At 50.4% G+C, this 18,733-nt stretch carries 26 protein-coding genes; 23 read left to right on the top strand and 3 right to left on the bottom strand.

Annotated elements, in window-relative coordinates; translation table 11 throughout:
• Positions 1-3 precede the first annotated feature (3 nt).
• The 3 genes from HMPREF3047_RS06830 to HMPREF3047_RS06820 are packed head-to-tail and all read right to left on the bottom strand — an operon-like array spanning position 4 to position 1,354.
• Complete coding sequence (locus tag HMPREF3047_RS06830; protein WP_049322375.1) at positions 4-840, bottom strand: hypothetical protein; 837 nt, start codon at positions 838-840, stop codon at positions 4-6.
• A gap of 35 nt (positions 841-875) precedes the next feature.
• Positions 876-1,154 (bottom strand): helix-turn-helix domain-containing protein, encoded by a 279-nt coding sequence (locus tag HMPREF3047_RS06825; protein ID WP_049322374.1) that lies wholly within the window; start codon positions 1,152-1,154, stop codon positions 876-878.
• A complete protein-coding gene (locus HMPREF3047_RS06820) occupies positions 1,154-1,354 on the bottom strand; it encodes a DNA-binding protein (protein WP_049322373.1) in 201 nt (66 codons plus the stop codon). Before HMPREF3047_RS06820 ends, HMPREF3047_RS06825 begins: the two co-directional genes overlap by 1 nt.
• Before the next feature lie 142 nt (positions 1,355-1,496).
• On the opposite strand from HMPREF3047_RS06820, the gene HMPREF3047_RS06815 reads away from it, so the two are divergent.
• The 23 genes from HMPREF3047_RS06815 (at position 1,497) to HMPREF3047_RS06705 (ending at position 18,532) form a co-directional block, all read left to right on the top strand.
• Positions 1,497-2,144: a LexA family transcriptional regulator gene (locus HMPREF3047_RS06815; RefSeq protein ID WP_049322372.1), complete on the top strand. Its 648-nt coding sequence runs from the start codon at positions 1,497-1,499 to the stop codon at positions 2,142-2,144.
• Positions 2,145-2,160: 16 nt separating this feature from the next.
• On the top strand, positions 2,161-2,391 hold the full coding sequence (locus HMPREF3047_RS06810; RefSeq protein ID WP_079454253.1) for an excalibur calcium-binding domain-containing protein: 231 nt from the start codon (positions 2,161-2,163) through the stop codon (positions 2,389-2,391).
• Positions 2,392-2,414: 23 nt separating this feature from the next.
• Positions 2,415-2,975, top strand: coding sequence for a hypothetical protein (locus HMPREF3047_RS06805; RefSeq protein WP_070712798.1), 561 nt, complete (start codon positions 2,415-2,417; stop codon positions 2,973-2,975).
• 30 nt (positions 2,976-3,005) lie between these two features.
• Positions 3,006-3,953, top strand: a complete 948-nt coding sequence (locus HMPREF3047_RS06800; RefSeq protein ID WP_070712796.1) for a hypothetical protein — start codon at positions 3,006-3,008, stop codon at positions 3,951-3,953.
• Between the two features lie 79 nt (positions 3,954-4,032).
• Positions 4,033-4,536, top strand: coding sequence for a glycoside hydrolase family 108 protein (locus HMPREF3047_RS06795; protein ID WP_070712793.1), 504 nt, complete (start codon positions 4,033-4,035; stop codon positions 4,534-4,536).
• A 111-nt stretch (positions 4,537-4,647) separates the two neighbouring features.
• Positions 4,648-4,977, top strand: coding sequence for a hypothetical protein (locus HMPREF3047_RS06790; protein ID WP_070712790.1), 330 nt, complete (start codon positions 4,648-4,650; stop codon positions 4,975-4,977).
• On the top strand, positions 4,961-5,356 hold the full coding sequence (locus HMPREF3047_RS06785; protein ID WP_049322367.1) for a hypothetical protein: 396 nt from the start codon (positions 4,961-4,963) through the stop codon (positions 5,354-5,356). Before HMPREF3047_RS06790 ends, HMPREF3047_RS06785 begins: the two co-directional genes overlap by 17 nt.
• A complete protein-coding gene (locus HMPREF3047_RS06780; RefSeq protein ID WP_049322366.1) occupies positions 5,337-5,555 on the top strand; it encodes a hypothetical protein in 219 nt (72 codons plus the stop codon). Before HMPREF3047_RS06785 ends, HMPREF3047_RS06780 begins: the two co-directional genes overlap by 20 nt.
• Positions 5,548-5,757: a TraR/DksA family transcriptional regulator gene (locus HMPREF3047_RS06775; protein WP_049332755.1), complete on the top strand. Its 210-nt coding sequence runs from the start codon at positions 5,548-5,550 to the stop codon at positions 5,755-5,757. Before HMPREF3047_RS06780 ends, HMPREF3047_RS06775 begins: the two co-directional genes overlap by 8 nt.
• Before the next feature lie 2 nt (positions 5,758-5,759).
• Positions 5,760-6,080: a hypothetical protein gene (locus HMPREF3047_RS06770; RefSeq protein WP_013448349.1), complete on the top strand. Its 321-nt coding sequence runs from the start codon at positions 5,760-5,762 to the stop codon at positions 6,078-6,080.
• A complete protein-coding gene (locus tag HMPREF3047_RS06765) occupies positions 6,077-6,394 on the top strand; it encodes a hypothetical protein (protein ID WP_049322364.1) in 318 nt (105 codons plus the stop codon). Before HMPREF3047_RS06770 ends, HMPREF3047_RS06765 begins: the two co-directional genes overlap by 4 nt.
• Before the next feature lie 2 nt (positions 6,395-6,396).
• Entirely contained in the window at positions 6,397-6,942 is a 546-nt protein-coding gene (locus HMPREF3047_RS06760; RefSeq protein ID WP_049322363.1) for a DUF3486 family protein, read from the top strand.
• Positions 6,939-8,453: a terminase large subunit domain-containing protein gene (locus tag HMPREF3047_RS06755; RefSeq protein WP_070712787.1), complete on the top strand. Its 1,515-nt coding sequence runs from the start codon at positions 6,939-6,941 to the stop codon at positions 8,451-8,453. The genes HMPREF3047_RS06760 and HMPREF3047_RS06755 overlap by 4 nt, the downstream gene beginning before the upstream one ends.
• Positions 8,454-8,474: 21 nt before the next feature.
• Positions 8,475-9,944, top strand: a complete 1,470-nt coding sequence (locus tag HMPREF3047_RS06750; protein ID WP_070712784.1) for a DUF935 domain-containing protein — start codon at positions 8,475-8,477, stop codon at positions 9,942-9,944.
• A complete protein-coding gene (locus HMPREF3047_RS06745) occupies positions 9,941-10,843 on the top strand; it encodes a phage head morphogenesis protein (RefSeq protein ID WP_070712782.1) in 903 nt (300 codons plus the stop codon). Before HMPREF3047_RS06750 ends, HMPREF3047_RS06745 begins: the two co-directional genes overlap by 4 nt.
• Positions 10,844-10,845: 2 nt before the next feature.
• Positions 10,846-11,289: a phage virion morphogenesis protein gene (locus HMPREF3047_RS06740; RefSeq protein WP_070712781.1), complete on the top strand. Its 444-nt coding sequence runs from the start codon at positions 10,846-10,848 to the stop codon at positions 11,287-11,289.
• Between the two features lie 512 nt (positions 11,290-11,801).
• Positions 11,802-13,847, top strand: coding sequence for a TonB-dependent receptor (locus HMPREF3047_RS06735; protein ID WP_070712778.1), 2,046 nt, complete (start codon positions 11,802-11,804; stop codon positions 13,845-13,847).
• Positions 13,848-13,943: 96 nt separating this feature from the next.
• Complete coding sequence (locus HMPREF3047_RS06730) at positions 13,944-14,342, top strand: hypothetical protein (RefSeq protein ID WP_063068105.1); 399 nt, start codon at positions 13,944-13,946, stop codon at positions 14,340-14,342.
• A gap of 100 nt (positions 14,343-14,442) precedes the next feature.
• Complete coding sequence (locus HMPREF3047_RS06725; RefSeq protein WP_070712775.1) at positions 14,443-15,678, top strand: MFS transporter; 1,236 nt, start codon at positions 14,443-14,445, stop codon at positions 15,676-15,678.
• 143 nt (positions 15,679-15,821) lie between these two features.
• Positions 15,822-16,310, top strand: coding sequence for a DUF456 domain-containing protein (locus HMPREF3047_RS06720; RefSeq protein WP_070712772.1), 489 nt, complete (start codon positions 15,822-15,824; stop codon positions 16,308-16,310).
• A gap of 379 nt (positions 16,311-16,689) precedes the next feature.
• The gene (locus tag HMPREF3047_RS06715; RefSeq protein WP_168165905.1) at positions 16,690-17,991 is read left to right on the top strand and encodes a replication initiation factor domain-containing protein; all 1,302 of its coding nucleotides are present in this window, start codon (positions 16,690-16,692) and stop codon (positions 17,989-17,991) included.
• A gap of 12 nt (positions 17,992-18,003) precedes the next feature.
• Positions 18,004-18,315, top strand: a complete 312-nt coding sequence (locus tag HMPREF3047_RS06710) for a hypothetical protein (protein ID WP_070712770.1) — start codon at positions 18,004-18,006, stop codon at positions 18,313-18,315.
• A 13-nt stretch (positions 18,316-18,328) separates the two neighbouring features.
• The gene (locus HMPREF3047_RS06705) at positions 18,329-18,532 is read left to right on the top strand and encodes a hypothetical protein (RefSeq protein WP_049336678.1); all 204 of its coding nucleotides are present in this window, start codon (positions 18,329-18,331) and stop codon (positions 18,530-18,532) included.
• Positions 18,533-18,733: the final 201 nt, after the last annotated feature.

Genomic DNA, 18,733 nt, shown 5'->3' with positions numbered 1-18,733 from the left:
GATTTATTCTCCCAACCACTCCGGCGTCTCATCTTGAGGGGCTTCCATCGGTAGAGCGTAGCTCTCGCGGATGCCGTTGCAATCCAAAATAATCTGATTCAACGCCCCGACCATTTTTGCCTGATGACTAATCCCGTGCGCCTCACTGTGCGCATTAAGTTGGTCGAACAAATCTTTCAGACGGCTCACTTGACTGCGGATACCAACCTCAAGACTTGATAACTGCATCGTCAATTCACTGCCCACATCTTCCGCCTTCGGCTCTCTTACACCGGTTTGCTTCTTAGCCAGCTTTTCGGCCAGCTCGTCGACCTTCTTGTTCTTGTCGGCAATGACTTTGTCTTTCGCTTCCGCCGTCTCGCGGCTCTCGCGCAAGGCCACACGCAGCTCCTTAACAGTCATGCGGTCGACATCATCAAGCGTATTGCCGTTGATTTCGCCGCCTTCGGCAAACTCCAACAAGGTGTCGTCATCTTCCACCAGCAGCTCCAGCAGTTTGGACTTTCCGAGTTTCATCAGCTGTGGCTGCGCCTGTTTCATTTTTGGGTCAATAAAGCGCAACGTGGCATTCATTAAGCGTTGCGATTCACGGCGGCCTAAGCCAAACTCTTTCTCGGCAATCTCAGCAAAACGGCCATGCGGCGTATGCTCTTTAATGATGATGAGTGCGCGACCCAGCTCAAACATACCTTCCATTGTTTGGCGTACCGCAAAGCGTCCCCGTTCAATCCAAACAGCCTCGTTGTAAGCCTCGCCATTTGAAAAACGATCCATAACCGCCATGCTGTGTATTGCCAGTTCGTTTGCCGTTGCGCCAACCGCGTGTCCTAATACTTCCATTTTTATCTCCTGCAAATGCGACGACGTCGTCGCATTTAATAAACTCGTTGTTCAATTTCCTGCAATCGTGCAGTCAAACGTTCTTGTTGCTGTCTGAAACGTTCCGCGATTTGCAAGGTTTTAATGCTGTAAGCAAAATTTCCGTTATCCAGCTTGACCACTAAGCCCTCGGCAATCAAGTCTTCCAAGTCCCGGCTGACATGTACCGGCGAAATACCGAGGCCGTCTGAAATTTCCTTGTTACTGATGCCGATAATCGGATGGGCTTCCAATGCCTTAAAGACTTTCAAAAGTCGTACACCTTTGGCACTCATCACGCACTCCGTTTCACTTCATCCAATTTGGACTTCATCCCCAACTCAACCGCGATTTCATGCGCCTTACCACGGCTTGCCTTAACGTTTCCATTCAAAATCCGAGACACATAAGTCGGGTCATAGCCACGCGCATCGCACCAATCCTTAATCGTTTCACCGCGCTCTCGGAAACCTGCTTTTATTTTTTCTGCTTTCACGGAATATCTCCTGTTTCGTTCTCGTGTTAAAATTCCTGATTGTTTAAAGATTTAAACAATCTTGGTTAAATGTTGTGTAAATAATAGTGGAAATATCCCACTATTGCAAGGTTTATTTCCACTTATTTGAGGAATTTTAGGCATGGTTTTGGAGAAAATTAGGCAGGTTATTGAATTTAATAAGATTACACTTGATGAATTTGCCGAAAAAATTGGAGAAAAACCAACCAGATTGAAGGATGTACTGCGAGGAAAGCAGCGTCCGCCGCTAGAAATGATCCAATCCATAGTGGAAAATTTTCAAATAGATGCAAACTGGCTGATTGGAAAAGGAGGGAATTTCCACCCAATAGAGGAAATTGACAAAGATGAATACGCATACATTCCCATGTATGACGTAGAAGTGTCCGCAGGGAATGGCGCGGCCGCCTATGGAGTGGCAGAACCGGCCAACCACTTGGCTTATCGCAAAGACTGGCTTAAGTTACGCGGCCTGTTCGCCAAAGACCTCAATTGCGTTACCGCACGAGGAGACAGCATGGAGCCCACCATTCATAGTAAAGACACACTCTTGGTAGACACCTCTAAAAACAACCCGCGTGACGGACAGATTTACGTAATCCGCTCCGGTGACACACTGTGGGTCAAACGCATCCAAAAACAGATTGATGGCAGCCTGCTGCTGATTTCGGACAACGAAACCTATCCGCCGATGTCATTGATGTTGGCAGACCACCCCGATATTCAGGTCATCGGACAAGTGATCCAAATCTCAAAAGACCTGAGCTAACAAAGGAAAACAACTTATGAAGAAAAAAATTTTTGCGGCATTACTGCCTGTTTTATGTCTATTGATGCCGCATCAGGCTGTTGCTGCAGCCAAATGCAAAGATTTCCCGACACATCAAGCCGCGCAAAAGTATTATTTGGCCAAGAAGCCGGGCTGGAAAAGTTTAGATCGTGATGGCGATGGGAAAGCCTGCGACTGCAACCCCGGCGGCAACGGTAAGAAATGTCCGAAAAAGCATAAGAAATAAACCAATCAGACCAAGGGAAACTCATGAAGAAAATCTTACTTACACTATCGGTTTTAGTTGCATTATCTGCGTGTGGCGGCCAAGCTGAAGAACAACCGGCATCTGCCCAACCTCAAGAGCAGGCACAATCCGAATTAAAAACCATGCCGGTAAGCTATACCGACTATCAATTAGCAGCCAATAAAGGGCTTGCCGACCAAAAAACCGGGCTGACCCTGCCTGAACATATATCCCCAACCAATAATGCGGAAGGGAAGAATCTGCTGCATGACTTTTCAGACGGCCTCACATTAACCGTTGATACCGATAAAGCCGACAAAATTACCGCCGTCCGAGTAGTCTGGAACACAGATGCAGTGCCTCAAAAAGCGGAAAAACTGTCCAAAGCCGCCGCTGCCCTGATTGCGGCAACCGCCCCGGAAGACCGCACATTGCTGCGTGATACCGGCGACCAAATCAAAATGGCGATTGACAGCCATAATGCTCAAAAAGAGCCAACCCGAGAATGGGCGCGTGGTGGGGTTGCTTATAAAGTCACTGTTACCAATTTACCGAGCGTGGTTTTGACGGCAAAAGCTGAGTAAATCTATTAAGTAGAAAAAATAGAAAGGGAAATGATGATTGAGAAAAGTATTTCTATTGTAGATGGAAAGGAATATTCCGTTTTTGCTGTATCACACGAGTTTCGTTATACCTTTGATGAGCCTATTTTAGTCGCTGATTTGATTAGTTCTCTAAAAGCTTATGAAACACTGACAAGTAGTTATCTTCCGGCGATTTTGAATCAGCTGTTTGATGTCAAAATCCAAAAAATCAAAGTAGCTGTATCTGAAATTGAAAGAGGATCTTTCCTTGAAAAACTGATTTTCAATTTATTTTTCAAAGATGAAGATGCTTATAATGAATTTTGTCTTAAAATACGAAAATTTCTAGGAACAGAAAATCAGGACGGAAGTATTAATATGTCCAAAATCATTATGTTTGCAATGACTACACTTTTAGGGGTAGGCGCTGGTTATCTCTTGTTTAAAAACCCGCCACAAGAGAAGCAGGCAATAACCAACAACATCGTTACCGTCATTAATGCTGATAGTTCTGTCGCACTGGATGGTGAACATTTGGTTTCAGTGGTAAAAGAAGTAACAGGAAGCAGCAAGCAAAAAACTGCAGAAAATGTGGCAAAAGTATATGCCCCAGCAAGTAAAAATAATGGCAGTATTACCCTTGGGACAGATGATGTTCGGATTGAACCCGTTGCACAACAAACTGTAGCAACTTTGCCTAAAGATGTGGACTTACGTAATACGCCATTGACTGAAGATTACACCGATATTGATGTGCAAATTCGTGCTACTGACCGTGATAAAAATTCAGGGTGGTATGCAGTCATAGACCAAATTGTTCCATCACGTGTTCGATTAGAACTGCCTGAAGATATTGATTTGAATAGGCTGGCTAACAATGCTACTATCCGTGCAAATGTAACAGTTGAGTATGACTTAAAGCAAAATGGCTCTCGTAAGCCTAAAAAAATCATCCTCACATCTCTCTCTACTGATTAAGTTTTAACCCGCATTAAAGGCTTAGTCAGACAGCCTTACCTAAAATCCCTGTACCTATCAATAGATACAGGGATTTTTTATGTCCACCAAATTCAACCAATTCATTGAGCGCGTCCTCTCCCACGAGGGCGGCTACGTCAATCATCCCAAAGACCCCGGCGGCGAGACCAACTGGGGCATTACCAAACGCACTGCTCAGGCAAACGGCTACAACGGCTCTATGCGTGCCATGACGCGCGAACAGGCGATCGGCATTTACCGTCAAGCATTTTGGGAGCGTTACCACGCCGATCAAATGCCGGAAGCGGTTGCGTTCCAATTCTTCGATGCCTGCATCAACCACGGTCATGGCAATGCTGCCCGTATGCTGCAACGCGCCGTTGGCGTACCGGACGACGGCGTTATCGGAGCAGTCAGCCTCAAAGCCATCAATTCACTTCCTGAAAATGATCTCCTGCTCCGTTTCAACGCCGAGCGTCTGGTCTTTTATACCAAGCTGGGTACGTTCGGATCTTTTGGCAAAGGCTGGATTCGTCGCGTGGCGCAAAACCTGATTCATGCGTCTGCAGATAACACCGATTAAAGGGAGACAAACCATGTCAAAAAAGTCACTCATCGCCCTAATGACCGCAGCCATGCTGCCCGATTTCAGCCACAGCGACCTGGGCATTCGCTACGCCATGCCAACTCAGGGGTGCTGGACGCAAGCCCACCGCAAGAGCGGGGTAGCCGCCGCGAAACGCGCAGCCAAAAAAAAGCGTCGCAAATAACCGCCTTTTTCAAATGGTTGGGCGGCTTGGTATCTAATCCGGCCACAGGGAAAATCAGCCATACCAAACTATGGGCAAACGTGGCAGCCGCCTCTATGACCTATAAGTTCTCGCAAACAGCGGATGCGCCGGAATGGCTCTGGTGGGCTTATGGCGCATTGGTCGGCGGATATGCATTAATCAAACGCGGCATCGCGGCGATTCCGCAGGTCGCTGAAATCCATAAAGGAAAAGACGATGTGGAAAACGCTTAACCCTATTTGGCAGACCCTGATTCTGATTTTGCTGATAGCAGGTGCAGTACCAACGATTTATTTCTGCGGCTATAAGTCCTCAGCAAAGAAGGCGGAAGCTGAAAAAGCCGAAGTCATTGCTACTTATCAGGCTTCAGCCTTGGTCGCCGAGCAGCTCTATACCGAAAAGCTCAAAGCGGCTAATGAAGAAAAACAGCGTTGGTTTGATTTCGCACAAGCACAAAGCCGCGATTTGGCAACCGCCTATCAGCAAATCGGCCGCCAAGCGGCTCAATTGGAGAAGCAGATTGATGAAACTGTACAAAAAGACGGCAACCGTTTTAACGGCCTTGGCACTAACAGCGTGCAACTCTACAACCGTGCCCTCGGCCACGATTAAAACCGTTACCGTTGCGGAAATCCCCCCCGTCTCTTCCGAGCTGCTGCTCGTTCACGAACGCCCCGAGCGTCTGAGTGGCGGCTCTCCCGAACAACTTTTAAACCACGCCGTCCGCTATGGCGAATACTGCCAAAAACTGGAAAAACAAATTTCCGGCTGGCAGACATGGTACAAGAAAGGCCGTCTGAAAAATGACTGATTTTGCCGACCGCGCATCCGAACGCGAAGCCATCTTTCTCGCAGCATCCCTGGCAAAGCATCAACCGCCGTCTGAAACCACCGCCAGCCTCAGTCATTGTGAAGATTGCGGTGCACCGATACCAAAAGCAAGACAACAGGCAGTCAAAGGCTGTACGCGCTGCGTTGTCTGCCAAGAATATTTTGAACACGGATGGCCTTAAAAATGGAAAAAACCTTTATTCACATCGAGTTTTGGCAACTTGTCGGCTTTTTACTCTCATTCCTCGGCATCTGTTTCACCTTCGGCAAAATGCTGCTGGCTCAATTCCGCGAGCAGCAGGACGAACGCCAAAAACAGCAGGAACGCCTACAGGGTAAAGTCGAAATCATGGAAAACAAACTGGCGGAATTCAATGCCGGCCTGCCGCTCACATACGTCCTGCGCGAAGACTACATCCGTAATCAAGTCGTCCTCGAAGCCAAACTCGACAACGTCGCAGAAAAACTCACTGAAATCTACAAAATGGAAAGCGTAAAAAAATGATTAGCCAGGAACTGATCGCCAAACAACGGCGCGAGGGTATGCGTTGGAACATTATCAACACCCTTAATAAAGCCCGACCGCACACGACAAGCGAAACCTTCTTGTTGGACATCATGAACGCGATTTATCCGCAAACCACCGCACTGGAGCTACGCCAACAACTTGATTATCTGGCTGACCGCAAAATGGTAGACCTCAATAAAGCCCCGCACGGCCTGTGGTTTGCCGACTTGACCAGCTTGGGTGTCGATATTGCCGAATATACGGTGGAGTGCCGTGCCGGTATTGCACGGCCTGAGAAAGTATGGAGCTAGGCATGGCGCAACGCAGCAGCATTGAAAAACTCCCCGAAGCCGTCCGACATGAATTTGAACGGAAGCTGGTAGAAAACGGTTTTTCAGACTACCAAGCCATTGCTGAATGGCTGCAAGACCAAGGCTATGAAATCAGCCGCTCAGCCGCCCACCGCTACGGCCAAAAAGTGCAACGTCGTTTTGCTGCCATCAAATCCAGCACCGAAGCCGCGCGACTGATTGCCGAAGGCGCAGCCGATGAAGGCGATACCCGTAGCGAAGCCCTGATGGCCATGCTGCAAACCGAACTGTTCGACGCATTGGTAGCCATAGGCGAGATGGACAGCGAAGAATTAAACGCGCTCGACCGTTTCGGCGTGATGGCCGAGGGTGCGAAGAAAATTAGCGGTCTGATTTCCGCCAGCACACGCCTGAAAGAGTATCAGGCCAAGGTCAAAGCCAAAGTACAGGCGGCCGCCGAAGATGTAGCCAAGCAGGCCAAGAAAGGCGGCTTGTCTGAAGAATCGGTCGAAGCCATCCGCAAGCATATTTTAGGGATTGCATCATGACGCCGTCTGAAATCCGAAATACCCGCCCATCAGCAGACCGTACCCCTACGGTCTTATTGCCGTATCAGCAGGCTTGGTGCGCCGACCAGTCACCTGTGAAGCTGTGCGAAAAATCGCGCCGTATCGGTTTGAGCTGGGGCGAAGCAGCGGACACCGCCTTGCTGGCCGCATCCGCTAAAGGCATGGACGCATGGTACATCGGCTATAACAAAGACATGGCCTTGGAGTTTATCCGCGACTGTGCAGGCTGGGCGAAGCATTACCAGCTGGCGGCAGGCGAAATCGAAGAAACCGAGGAAGTGTTTGTCGAAGGCGACGACCGCCAGGCCGTGTTAGCCTTCGTTATCCGCTTTGCTTCCGGCTTTCGCATTACCGCTTTATCCAGCCGGCCTTCCAACCTACGCGGTAAACAAGGCCGCGTGATTATTGATGAAGCAGCGTTCCACGAACAGCTTGGCGAATTGCTTAAAGCGGCAATGGCCTTGCTGATGTGGGGCGGCCAGGTGCATATCATCTCTACGCATGACGGCGTAGACAACCCGTTCAACGAGTTGATTAACGATGTGCGTGCAGGGAAAAAACCTTATTCCGTCCACCGCATTACCTTTGACGAAGCGGTTGAACAAGGTTTGTACCGCCGTATCTGTCTGCGTTTGGGCAAGGATTGGACACCCCAAGGTGAATCCGCGTGGTGTAAGGAAATTCGTGATTTCTACGGTGAAGATGCCAGCGAAGAGTTGGACTGTATCCCGAAAAACGGCGGCGGCAAATGGTTGAACCGTGCCTTAATTGAAAGCCGTATGACCCCATACACGCCGGTTATCCGCTACGACCAGACCGACGATTTCGGCCTGCTGCCCGAACCGCGCCGCGCAACGGAGGTGGCCGACTGGATAGCCGATACCCTGCAGCCGCTGCTCGACGGTTTGGATAAAACCCAGGTTTCCTTTGTCGGCGAAGACTTTGCCCGCAGCGGCGACCGCACCGTGATTGTTCCGCTCTTACAAAGCAAAGACCTGATTTTAAAACCGCCGTTTGTTTTGGAGCTGGGCAATATGCCGTTTGCCCAGCAGGAGCAAATTATGCAGCACCTGTTGGCCAAGCTACCCAATCTGCGCGGCGCGGCTTTAGATGCACGAGGCAACGGTCAATCTCTGGCAGAAGCCATGCGCGATGCGTTCGGCGCAGAAGTGGTGGAAGCTGTGATGCTGTCGGAAAACTGGTACCGCACCCATACCGCTCCGTTCAAAGCCGCCCTCGAAGACGGCACACTCGACGGCCTACCACGAGATGAAGACATCCTCACCGATTTACGTGCGTTCGAATTAGTCAAAGGCGTGCCTCGTATTCCAGACACCCGAACCAAAGGTCAAGACGGCAAAAAACGCCACGGCGACGCAGCGATTGCCTTTGTCCTTGCCCATTACGCCAGCCGCGAACTCAATACCGGACCGGTACGCGTGGCCAGCCGCCGAATCCGCCGAAAAAGCGCATTAACCAAAGGTTATTAAGGTATTTAAAGAGTACATATCATGCCCAAACCCCACCTCAAACTCAAAACCAGTCAAGGCATCATGACCTTCAAACCGCAGGATTTATCTGCCCATCTCGCCGTTTCCCGCCAGTTTTTCAGCGGTTTTAACGGCTGGCTGCCTAATCCCGACCCCGTTTTGCGCAAAATGGGCAGGCAAATCTCGGTTTACCGCGAGCTGATGCGCGACCCCTTGGTCGGCTCGTTGGTACGCCGCCGAAAAGCCGCCGTCGCACGTCTCGAATGGCGGCTTGAGGGCGAAGATACGCCCCAAAATATCCGTGATTTTATTGATAGCTGGCTGGCTGAAACCGATGTGTACCGCCTGATTAAAGACGTTTTAAACGCCGTTTTTTACGGCTATCAGCCGATCGAGCTGATTTGGCGTACCGATTCTGCATGGCTGCCGGACAAAATGATCGCTAAACCGCAAGAGTGGTTTGCCTTCAACGACGACGGCGAGTTGCGTTACATCCAAAACGGCCTGACCGATACCATTCCCCCACCTTATAAGTTTCTCTGCCCGACACATGAGGCAGATTATCTTAACCCCTACGGCTTAGGCGATTTAGGCTTGGTTTTTTGGCTGGTCACCTTCAAACGCGGCGGCCTTAAATTTTGGATGCAGTTCACAGAGAAATACGGTGCTCCTTGGCTGATCGGAAAAGAGCCGCGTTCCAATACCCCGCAGGATACCGACAAACTGCTGGACGCGCTCGAAGCCTTGATAGGTAACAGTGTCGGCACTATCCCCAGCGATTCCAGCGTTGAAATCCACGAGGCAAGCGGCAAGGCATCATCTATTGATGCTTACGACAAGCTCATCCGTTATTGCCGGTCCGAAATCAGCATTGCACTGCTCGGACAAGACCAAACCACCGAAAAAGACAGCACCCATGCCAGCGCTACCGCCGGTTTGGAGGTTACGGACGACATCCGTGACGGCGATACTCGTATTGTTGAGGCGGCATTAAATCAGTTGATAAAGTGGGTGGTAGAGATTAATTTCGGAGATGTATCTGCGCCGAAATTCGTGCTGTTTGAAAACGAGGAGAGCGGTACAAAAGAGCGTGCCGAAAGAGATAAGATGATGGTGGATGCCGGTGCTAAGTTTACCAATCAATACTGGCAGCGCACATACGGCCTTGAGGACGGCGATTTGGCGGACGAAGTCCAACCAACCCGAGAGGGCAGAACTGCCGATTTCGCCGAGGTTGATTTGATGGATGCAGGTTTGATCATCGACGGACTCGCCCCCGATACAGGCATTCTGAATAAACAAGGCGAACGGCTGACTGCCGTTCTAGTGGCCGAATTAAGGCAGGGAGAAACCGCCGAAGACCTGCTTGACCGTCTGTCCGCCGTCTATCCGAATATGGACGATACTGCCTTACAAAACGAGTTGGCACGCCTGATTTTTCTTTCCGAATTGGTTGGCAAAGTTGAAGTAGCACGGGAGATTAAATCGTGAACTCCGAAGATATTAAAGCCGTCTTCGGCATGACGCCGGAAGCCGCCGTCGCCTATCTAAAGCAAAAAGGCATTGCCGTATCTTGGGACTGGCAGGATATGTTGAACGACGCGCACGCCACTGCTTTTACGGTGGCCAAAACCGCCAAAATGGATGTGCTCTCAGACATCTATTCCGCCGTCGTCGATGCCGCTGAACAAGGGCGGACGCTGGAAGAGTTCAGCCGCGAACTCGCCCCCGTCTTGCAACGCAAAGGCTGGTGGGGCAGGCAGGAAATTGAAAATCCCGAAGGCGAAACCCAAAGCGTACAGCTCGGTAGCCCCCACCGCCTGAAAACCATCTATCTGACCAATATGCAGTCAGCTTACATGGCGGGTCGCTACGCCGAAATGATGGACTCCATCGATACGCACCCTTATTGGCAGTACGTTGCCATCAACGACAGTCGCACCCGCGAAACCCACCGTATGATGCACAACCGTGTCTATGCCGCAGACGACCCTGTTTGGGATACCTTATATCCGCCGCTTGATTTCCGCTGTCGGTGCCGCGTCAAACCCCTGTCGCGCAGTGCGGGCGAAGGGCGCGTCCAACCCCGTCCGACGCTTGAAACCATTACTGTCGATATAGGTTCAAATCCCTATACCGGCGAGGATCGTTACGCACAGCGTACCGGCATCCGTATTAATAACAAATTTATCGCCCCAAACGCAGGCTTCAATGCCAACCAAGGCAAATCTATGCTGTCTCGCATGGCGCAAATCGCCGTAGACAAAGCACAGGCAACTCATCCGGACATCGCTCGTATCGCCATCAAGACCATGATGACTAACCAAAAATTCAAAAACGCCTTAACCCCCGAATCGTTGGCATGGGTACGTGAATTATTGGGGATCTGACCATGCTTGAAATTAAATTAGACGCAAACCGGCTCAATCACGGTTTAAGTACACTGCTCAAAAATGCCTCTAACACCCGCACCATGATGCGAGGCATCGCCACTGAGTTGCTGTCTATGACCGAAGAGAACTTCGAATCCGAAAGTTGGGGCGTACAGCAATGGAAACAAAGCCGTCGCGCCGCAGACGAAGGAGGCAAAACCCTGCAAAAAAGTGGGCAACTTGCCGCCAGCCTGACAACACAGGTCGGCAGCAACTATGCCCGCATCGGCAGCAACAAAAAATACGCCGCCATCCACCACCTCGGAGGTCAAGCAGGTCGCGGCCACAAAACCAATCTCCCCGCGCGCCCCTATCTCCCCATCAACGGCAACAACCAACCCCAACCAGACGCCGAACGCCGAATCCTAGACATCGCCATCGCCGCCCTCAAAAAAGGACTCTGACAACAAAAAACGGACGAGAAAACCCGTCCGTTTTTTGTTTCACTACCTGTAACTCTTTTTCACTTTTCCTATCCCCCATCATCCTACTTCTTCCCACTTCTTCCCATTTATCTCATCATTCCCTATATATTTATCTCATTAGGTTTCATATTTCCCCACGGCGGCAATGGCAATACGGCGGCGTTTCAGACGGCCTCTTTCCTTATTCCTTCACTGCCCTACTGATAGAGGCTGTCGGATGCTTAGCAGGCCAAATTCATGAAGATTACAGAATCTGCCTCCTCCAACCTTCTCCCAAAAATAGGAGAGGGATTTTTTTGGACAATTCACAAGATAAGAGGGAAGTAAAGTGAATGATAAACACTTGCATTCCTGTTTCTTATTTCTTATACTTTACATTAATAGTTTGTTTTATGTAAATATGTAAACACAAATATTTGCATACTGACGGAGCAATTGGATTACCTGATGTTCAATCCACCCCGACGTATGCCGTCTGAAAGGATAAGGAAATGCAGAAACACACCCTCCGCCGCCTCCCCCTATTGATTGCTGCCGCTTTCGCCTCCGAATGGATTTATGCCGCCGATGCGGTGCAAGATGCGGAACAGGTGCAGTTAGAAGAAGTCGTCGTCACCGGCGAACGCACCAACCGCAGCGGCTTTGAAACCGCCACGTCCAACCGCGTTTTCTCCACGCCGAACATCGACCGCAGCGGCCACAACCTTTCCGCAACCGACCTGCTCAAACAGACTGTGAACACGGTGGACTTGGGTAGCGGCAACGATTTGCCGACCGTGCGCGGCGTGGACGGCTCCGGCCCTGCCGTCGGTGCGGTGGTGTTTTTTGCGGGCACGCGGCCGCGCCTGAACCTGTCCATAGACGGCCGCTCCGCCACTTACAACGAATACGCCTTCGGCACGCAGTCGCTGTGGGATATGCAGCAAGTGGAAGTCTTGCGCGGGCCGCAAAGCCATGTGCGCGGGCAGAACGCTGTGGCGGGCGCGGTGGTGATGCGTTCCAAAGACCCGACCAACGAATGGGAAGGTGCGCTGCGCTTGGGTTTGGGCAACCAGAAAACGCGCAACATTGCCGGCGTAGTGTCTGGTCCGATTGTGAAAAACAACCTTGCCTTCCGCTTGAGCGCGGAACGGCAGCAGCGCGAAAGCTACGAGCCGTTCGTGTCCTATGAGCCGACCGGCAACCCGCGCCGCGTGGAAAACTCCAACGTGCGCTTCAAACTCCTGCTCACGCCCGAAAGCCATCCCGATTTTTACAGCCGCCTGACGCTGAACCACATCCGTTCGCGCGCGCCGCAAAACGAAATCATGGGTAACACCGCCAGCCGCCGTTTTTTAAAAGAAAAGCCCGTGTTCGTAACCGGCTCGACATCAGGCATCTGGGACGTATCGTGGCAGCTTAACGACTATCTGAAACTGGAAAACAAACTGGTTTACGGCCGCTACCACAACGAGCGGCTGCATCTGCCGATGACCGTCAGCCCGCAAGGCGTACCCGCCGAACTCAAAGGCCGCGAACTGCAATGGGAGCCGGTATTGCATTTTTCCAACAAAGGCCGTCTGAAAGGCCTTGCCGGGCTGCACTACTTCCACAGCAAACAAGACGAATGGGTGGATATCCGCAGCGTCGGCGGTCGCAACACCTTTGATGACCGCAACAACGTGCGCGCTCTGTTTGCCGAAACCACATACAGCCCCAGCGAAAAATGGGACATCACTGCCGCCGCCCGCCTTGAAAAAGAAACGCACAAACGAAGCGGCGGCAGCGGCGCACTGCACCTCGATTTAGACAAAGGCCAGACCGTGTTCCTGCCCAAAATCGACATCGCTTTCAAACCCACCGACCAATGGGTCAGCGGCATCAAAGCCGCGCGCGGCTACAACCCCGGCGGCGCGGGCATCACCTTCGGCCGCCCCGTCGTAACCTACACTTATGAACCCGAATATGTGAACAACTACGAGTGGTACACCCGCTGGCGCAGCGCAGACCGCCGCCTGCAACTCTCCGGCAACCTGTTCCTGAACCACTACCGCGACATGCAGCTTCCCTTCTATCTCGGCACCAACTCCGTCGTCATCCGCAACGCCAAAAAAGTCCACACATACGGCGCAGAACTTACCGCCGACTGGCAGGCGACCGACAGCCTGAAACTCACCACCGGACTGGGGCTGCTCAACACCAAAATCAAAAGCTATCCCGACAGCGGTATCGAAGGCAACAAACTCGGCCGCGCGCCCAAATACACCGCCAACATCGGCGTGAAATACCTGAACGACAAAGGCTGGGAAGCCGGCGGCGATGTGCGCTTCTACGGCGGCTACTACTCCGCTGCCGACAATGCCGAATCAGGCAAAATCAGCGCATACAACCAAGTCAACCTCTACACCGCCTACAACTTCAAACAAGGCCGCGTCTCGCTCTACGCCGACAACGTGTTCAACCGCCGCCAACCCATATTCATTTCCAGCGCCGACCGCCAAGACGCGCTCTACCAACGCCCCAGAAGCATGGGCGTGAGCGCGGAATGGAAGTTTTAAATGAAGCTGAAATGATGGAGGCCGTCTGAAAAAACATAGGTCGGACATTTATGCCCGACCTACCGTTTATTCCTCCAAAACACCCAAAGGAATCCCATGCACTACTTCACCCCCGCCAAAACCCTGCCCGAAGGCACCATCTACCTGACCGACCTGACCCACGTCGCCGACTTCGCCGACTGGCTGACCGAATTCGAAACCCTGTTAAACCAAAACCCCCGCTTTGCCACCGTCTGCACCCCGATGCGGCGGCAGGTGAGCGACGAACAGCGCATTGCCGATCGCAAAACCTACATCGAATGGATAAAGGCACACCGGCCGCAACTGTCCGAACGCTGCGCCGCCATGCTCCTTATCGAACCCGACGCGGCGCAACTGGCGTTCTTCCGTGAACAATCGTCCAAACTCGGCCCCGCGCTGGGTGTGAACTACATCGTCGAAGCAGATGAAACAACCGCCCTGCTTCGTGCAGAAGAAGCGTTGAAGGCCGTCTGAAAAGATACTAAACCTATTTAAATACAAATCAAGTATTGCCACCCAATATGTTCAGACGGCCTTGTCCCTTTATTTGCCTCATCTTCAAAAGAATCATGTGATGTCCGACAATCAGACTTCCCCAAACTCACGCGACTGGCTGCTGCTTATCGGCGGCAGCACTTACAAATTCACGCTAACCGGTTTTTATCTGGTCGCGCTGGTCGCTATTTTGAAAAATCACGGTTACAGCCTGAACCAACTGAGCTGGATACATTTAATCAGCGGTATCGAAGCGGCGAAGGTATTGTTTGCCGCACTGATGGAGCGGCGGCCGGCAGGGTGGTTCGGGCGGTTTCGCGGCTGGCTGCTGGCGGCGACGCTGGGGCTTTCGGCAGTATTCGGACTGATGGCCTGTACCGACATAACGCAGAACTTCGCGCTGCTTTTGACCTGCTGCGTACTGCTCTCGGCGATGTCGGCGGTGTACGGCTGCGCGATGCTGGGTTTGTCGTGCATCGTCCTGCCGCACCGCGAACGCGGTTTCGGCGGCGTGATTCAAACGATGGCGGCACGCGGCGGCAAGATGATCGGCGGCGCGCTGGTATTGTGGCTGTATCAGGAATACGGACAGACGGCGGCGGCCGGCTTTATGCTGGCGTTCAGCCTACTGATGCTGCTGCAACTCTTGTACTACCGCGAGCCGGAAAGCCCGACGGCGCAAGGCAGTTGGACAGCGTTGGCGGCGCGGCTGGTCTCCTTTTGGCGGCAGCCTGAAACGGGCTGGCGATGGCTGGTTTTTCTATTTGCCGTTGCCGCGCCATATGCGTTTATGGCGGCAACTTTTGTACCCAAGCTGGCGGATTTGGGCTTCACTCCGAAACAGACGGGCGGAATTTTGGCGGTAGGTATTCCTGTTGCCTGCCTGATTGTGACGCCGCTGTCGGGCTGGTTTTCGCGCAATTATCCGCGCCGCAAACTCGTGTTCCTGCTCTACGCGCTGCAACTGCCGCTTTTGGCGTCCATGACCGCCATCGACGCGCTCGCCCGCGTCCACCCTTGGCTGCCGCCCGCGCAAATCATTGCCCTGAGCCTGAGCTACACGCTGCTGCTGCCGGTGATACTGGCCTTGGTGATGGACAAATCCGACCGCGCCACCGCTGCACTCGACAGCAGCCTGCAATTTTCCGTCGTCCTGCTCGGCAGTTACGCGGCCGGTTTCGCCGCCCTACGTCTGGCAAAGGCTATTGGTTATACAGATGCGTATTGGGTTGCAGTGTGCTTGGCCGTATTGGTAGGCCTGCTTTTATATTTGAATAGAAATTTATTCAATCATTCAGAGCGTGATTCACAATAATTCGCTCAGATATTTATCTATTGATTTTAATTGGGCACTCCTCCGGATAATTTTTCATTTTATTGCACAATCTCTCATGAAAATATAACAAAACGTGCCCATAATACTGCCGTTATTACACTCTTAAATTCAAAAGGAACCTCATGACTGCTGTTCTCATCGTTCTCGGCTTGATCGCCATTGTTGTCGGCATTTTAGGCACGATTTACCCTGCCTTGCCCGGATTGGGTTTGATGTTTGGTGGCGCATGGCTGTTGGGTTATGCCGGCGATTATCAAGTGTTTGGCTCGGGTACGCTGACCTTTTTGGCCATCGTTGCCGTATTCGGTACTGCGATGGACTATGTGGCGGGGGCATTGGGTGCAAAATATACTGGAGCAAGTAAAACCGCGGTTTGGGGTGCATTTATCGGCGGTATCGTCGGTGCATTCTTCTCTATTCCCGGCTTGTTGCTCGGCCCTTTGACCGGTGCGGCCATCGGAGAATTTATCGCACGCAAAGACACTTGGCAGGCAGGCAAAGTCGGTATCGGTACGTTTATCGGCTTCATCATCGGCACTGTGGCCAAAATCGGCTGCGCATTGACCATTGCAATGACCATCCTGTTTGTTTGGTTGGCCTCGTTGTTCTAAGACAAAACATTAAAGGCCGTCTGAATTTCAAGCATTCAGACGGCCTTATATATTGCGTTCCATCAGGGGCGCATATTCTTAATTCTTGTAAAGCCCCTTAACTAAGCCAGTGAAGGGGCTTTAATTATGCTTATTTTCTATACCGTAAATCCCGAACCAGTATCTTTTCCAAAGTCTTATATCCTCAAAGTTTTCAAGGATATAAATGATGAATCTCAATGTGTCAAAACCCTTTGCTTTCCTATTTCTTATCCAGCTTTAAAACACAAGGCTGAAAATGCCGCAAACGAATGCGGAAGACTTCTAGTAAGGGAATTGATGAATGAGGAATTTAGACGTGAAAGCTTGGGAAGATAAAGCCGTGGCGGTAGGCACAGACATGGCGGCCGCGCCAGCGGACGGCAAGGCTGCGACAACCGCCGAAGGCTGCCCCCCTAGGCTAATAGGGGGGGAGCAAAATAAAACCCCTAATCCGAAGGGTGCGGAAAAATCGGAGAACCAAGACTTCGAATTTGAATATTTCAGCCATTTCGTATCGGATGGAAAAGGTAAATTCATTGAAATACCGTTAAGAAGAGGAAGGGATGACGGCGCATTTATTGACCAAATCACTTTCACAATTCACGAAGACAGTTTGCCGAAAGTAACAGGTAAAGGATTGGTATCCGATACGGAATTCGTTGTGAAGTATAGCGAGCTGTTAGAAGAAATTTTAGGTTTTGGTATTACACAAAAATTACCGTTCAAAGGAAAGTTTTTCTATAAAAGCTGTTACCAACTTGGCCCGGATAACGTCGAATACGGAAAAGTTCATTACGGCGGTCAGAGAGAAACAATGCTGGTTGAATTGAATGGTACAGGTTGTCAGGCTGCTATACCCGGTTGGGAAAACCGACTGTATGAGTTTTTAAGTAAGTGCATTCGTCCAAAAATTACCCGTGTTGACGTAGCCCATGATTTTTTTAATGGCGAATACACACCCGATCAGGCATTACTTGATCATGATAACGGTCATTTTGACGTGCATAACATGAGGCCTAAAAGCGAATGCCGAGGTACTGCATGGCGCAATGATGATGGTAGCGGCAAAACATTTTATGTAGGTAAACGCGGAAATTCTAAATTTACACGTGTTTATGAGAAAGGAAAACAATTTGGCGATGTTAACAGTCCTTGGGTCAGGTTTGAAACTGAATTTCGGGCGGGCGATATAGAAATTCCCTTAGATGTTTTGCTTTATCCCGGTTCGTATCTTGGTGGTGCTTATCCGATATGTACGGCGATATTCAAAACAGAATCCAAGCGGATGGATGCCAAGACAGAAACAGTAAATCTATCTTTCGATCATAAACTGTTTCATGCGCGTAATCAGGTTGGAAAGATGGTTAATTTCCTCCGCGATATAGGCTGGGATGATACAAAAATCGTCGATGAACTTGTAAAAGGCATTGAAGGTTATCCCAAAGGGTTACAACCTGAACAATACGATTGTAGAGATCAGACACAAAAGATTCAGTATATACACGAAGAGCAAAAAGCAATTGATGATTTGAACATGCAAACATTACTTGATGATTTGCTTGATGAGAAAGAAACCGCATTCCCACAAGATAGGGAAAAACAACACATTAAAGACATCGAACTCGAAGAGAAAATTATTTCAAATTTTTTAAACAAGTAAAGGAAATTCAAAATGTTTGAGCAAAGCCAAGTAACCACGTATTCATCAACCCTGTTGGGCGCAAAACAATTTAAAGGCGAAATCGACGGTAACAAAATCGATTCTTGCACTGTTTTGGTAGCCAGCCCCATGCCTTCAAACGGCAATGCCGTAGGCTTTACCGCGGCAAGCATGAAATTTGGCGATAGCCATAATTTCGACAAGCTGAAAAATCTTAAATTCCCATGCGCGGTTGACGTAACCGTTGCAATGGAATCAACAGGTAAAGGCCTTGTTCCAAAATTGCTTGATTTTCAGGTTAAAGGCGCAGCGCCCAAAGCCTAAGAAAGGCTGAATCATGAGTAAGTATCAGCAAAAATTTATTGTACAAGAACTCGAAAACCATGAATTTATCTATCCCGATCCATTCGGCGATATTGGCTTTACGCCTAACATTAAATCTGCCGGTCAATATGAAAGTTATGAAGATGCTTTCAGTTCGGCGATTGAAGAAATCGGCGGCGAATTTTTAATTTTCAGTTTTTATACAAAAGAAGATTAAGTTTAAGAGGCTCGGCGGGCGGTCTCTAAAACCTTCACATAGCCCGCAAACACATTTTTTTAAACATTTCGTTAAGGAAAACATCATGAAATTGATGAACACTTGCCGTAAATACGGCGCAAAACTGGCCGTTGTTGCCGCTGCTCCTCTGGCTTTTGCTACTCAAGCATTGGCCGAAGTACCTGAAAGCGTTAAAACCGA

Origin of the sequence: Neisseria sp. HMSC075C10 (assembly GCF_001815615.1) — a bacterium.
Lineage (GTDB): Bacteria > Pseudomonadota > Gammaproteobacteria > Burkholderiales > Neisseriaceae > Neisseria > Neisseria subflava_A.
This window is presented reverse-complemented; position numbering and strand designations above follow the sequence as displayed.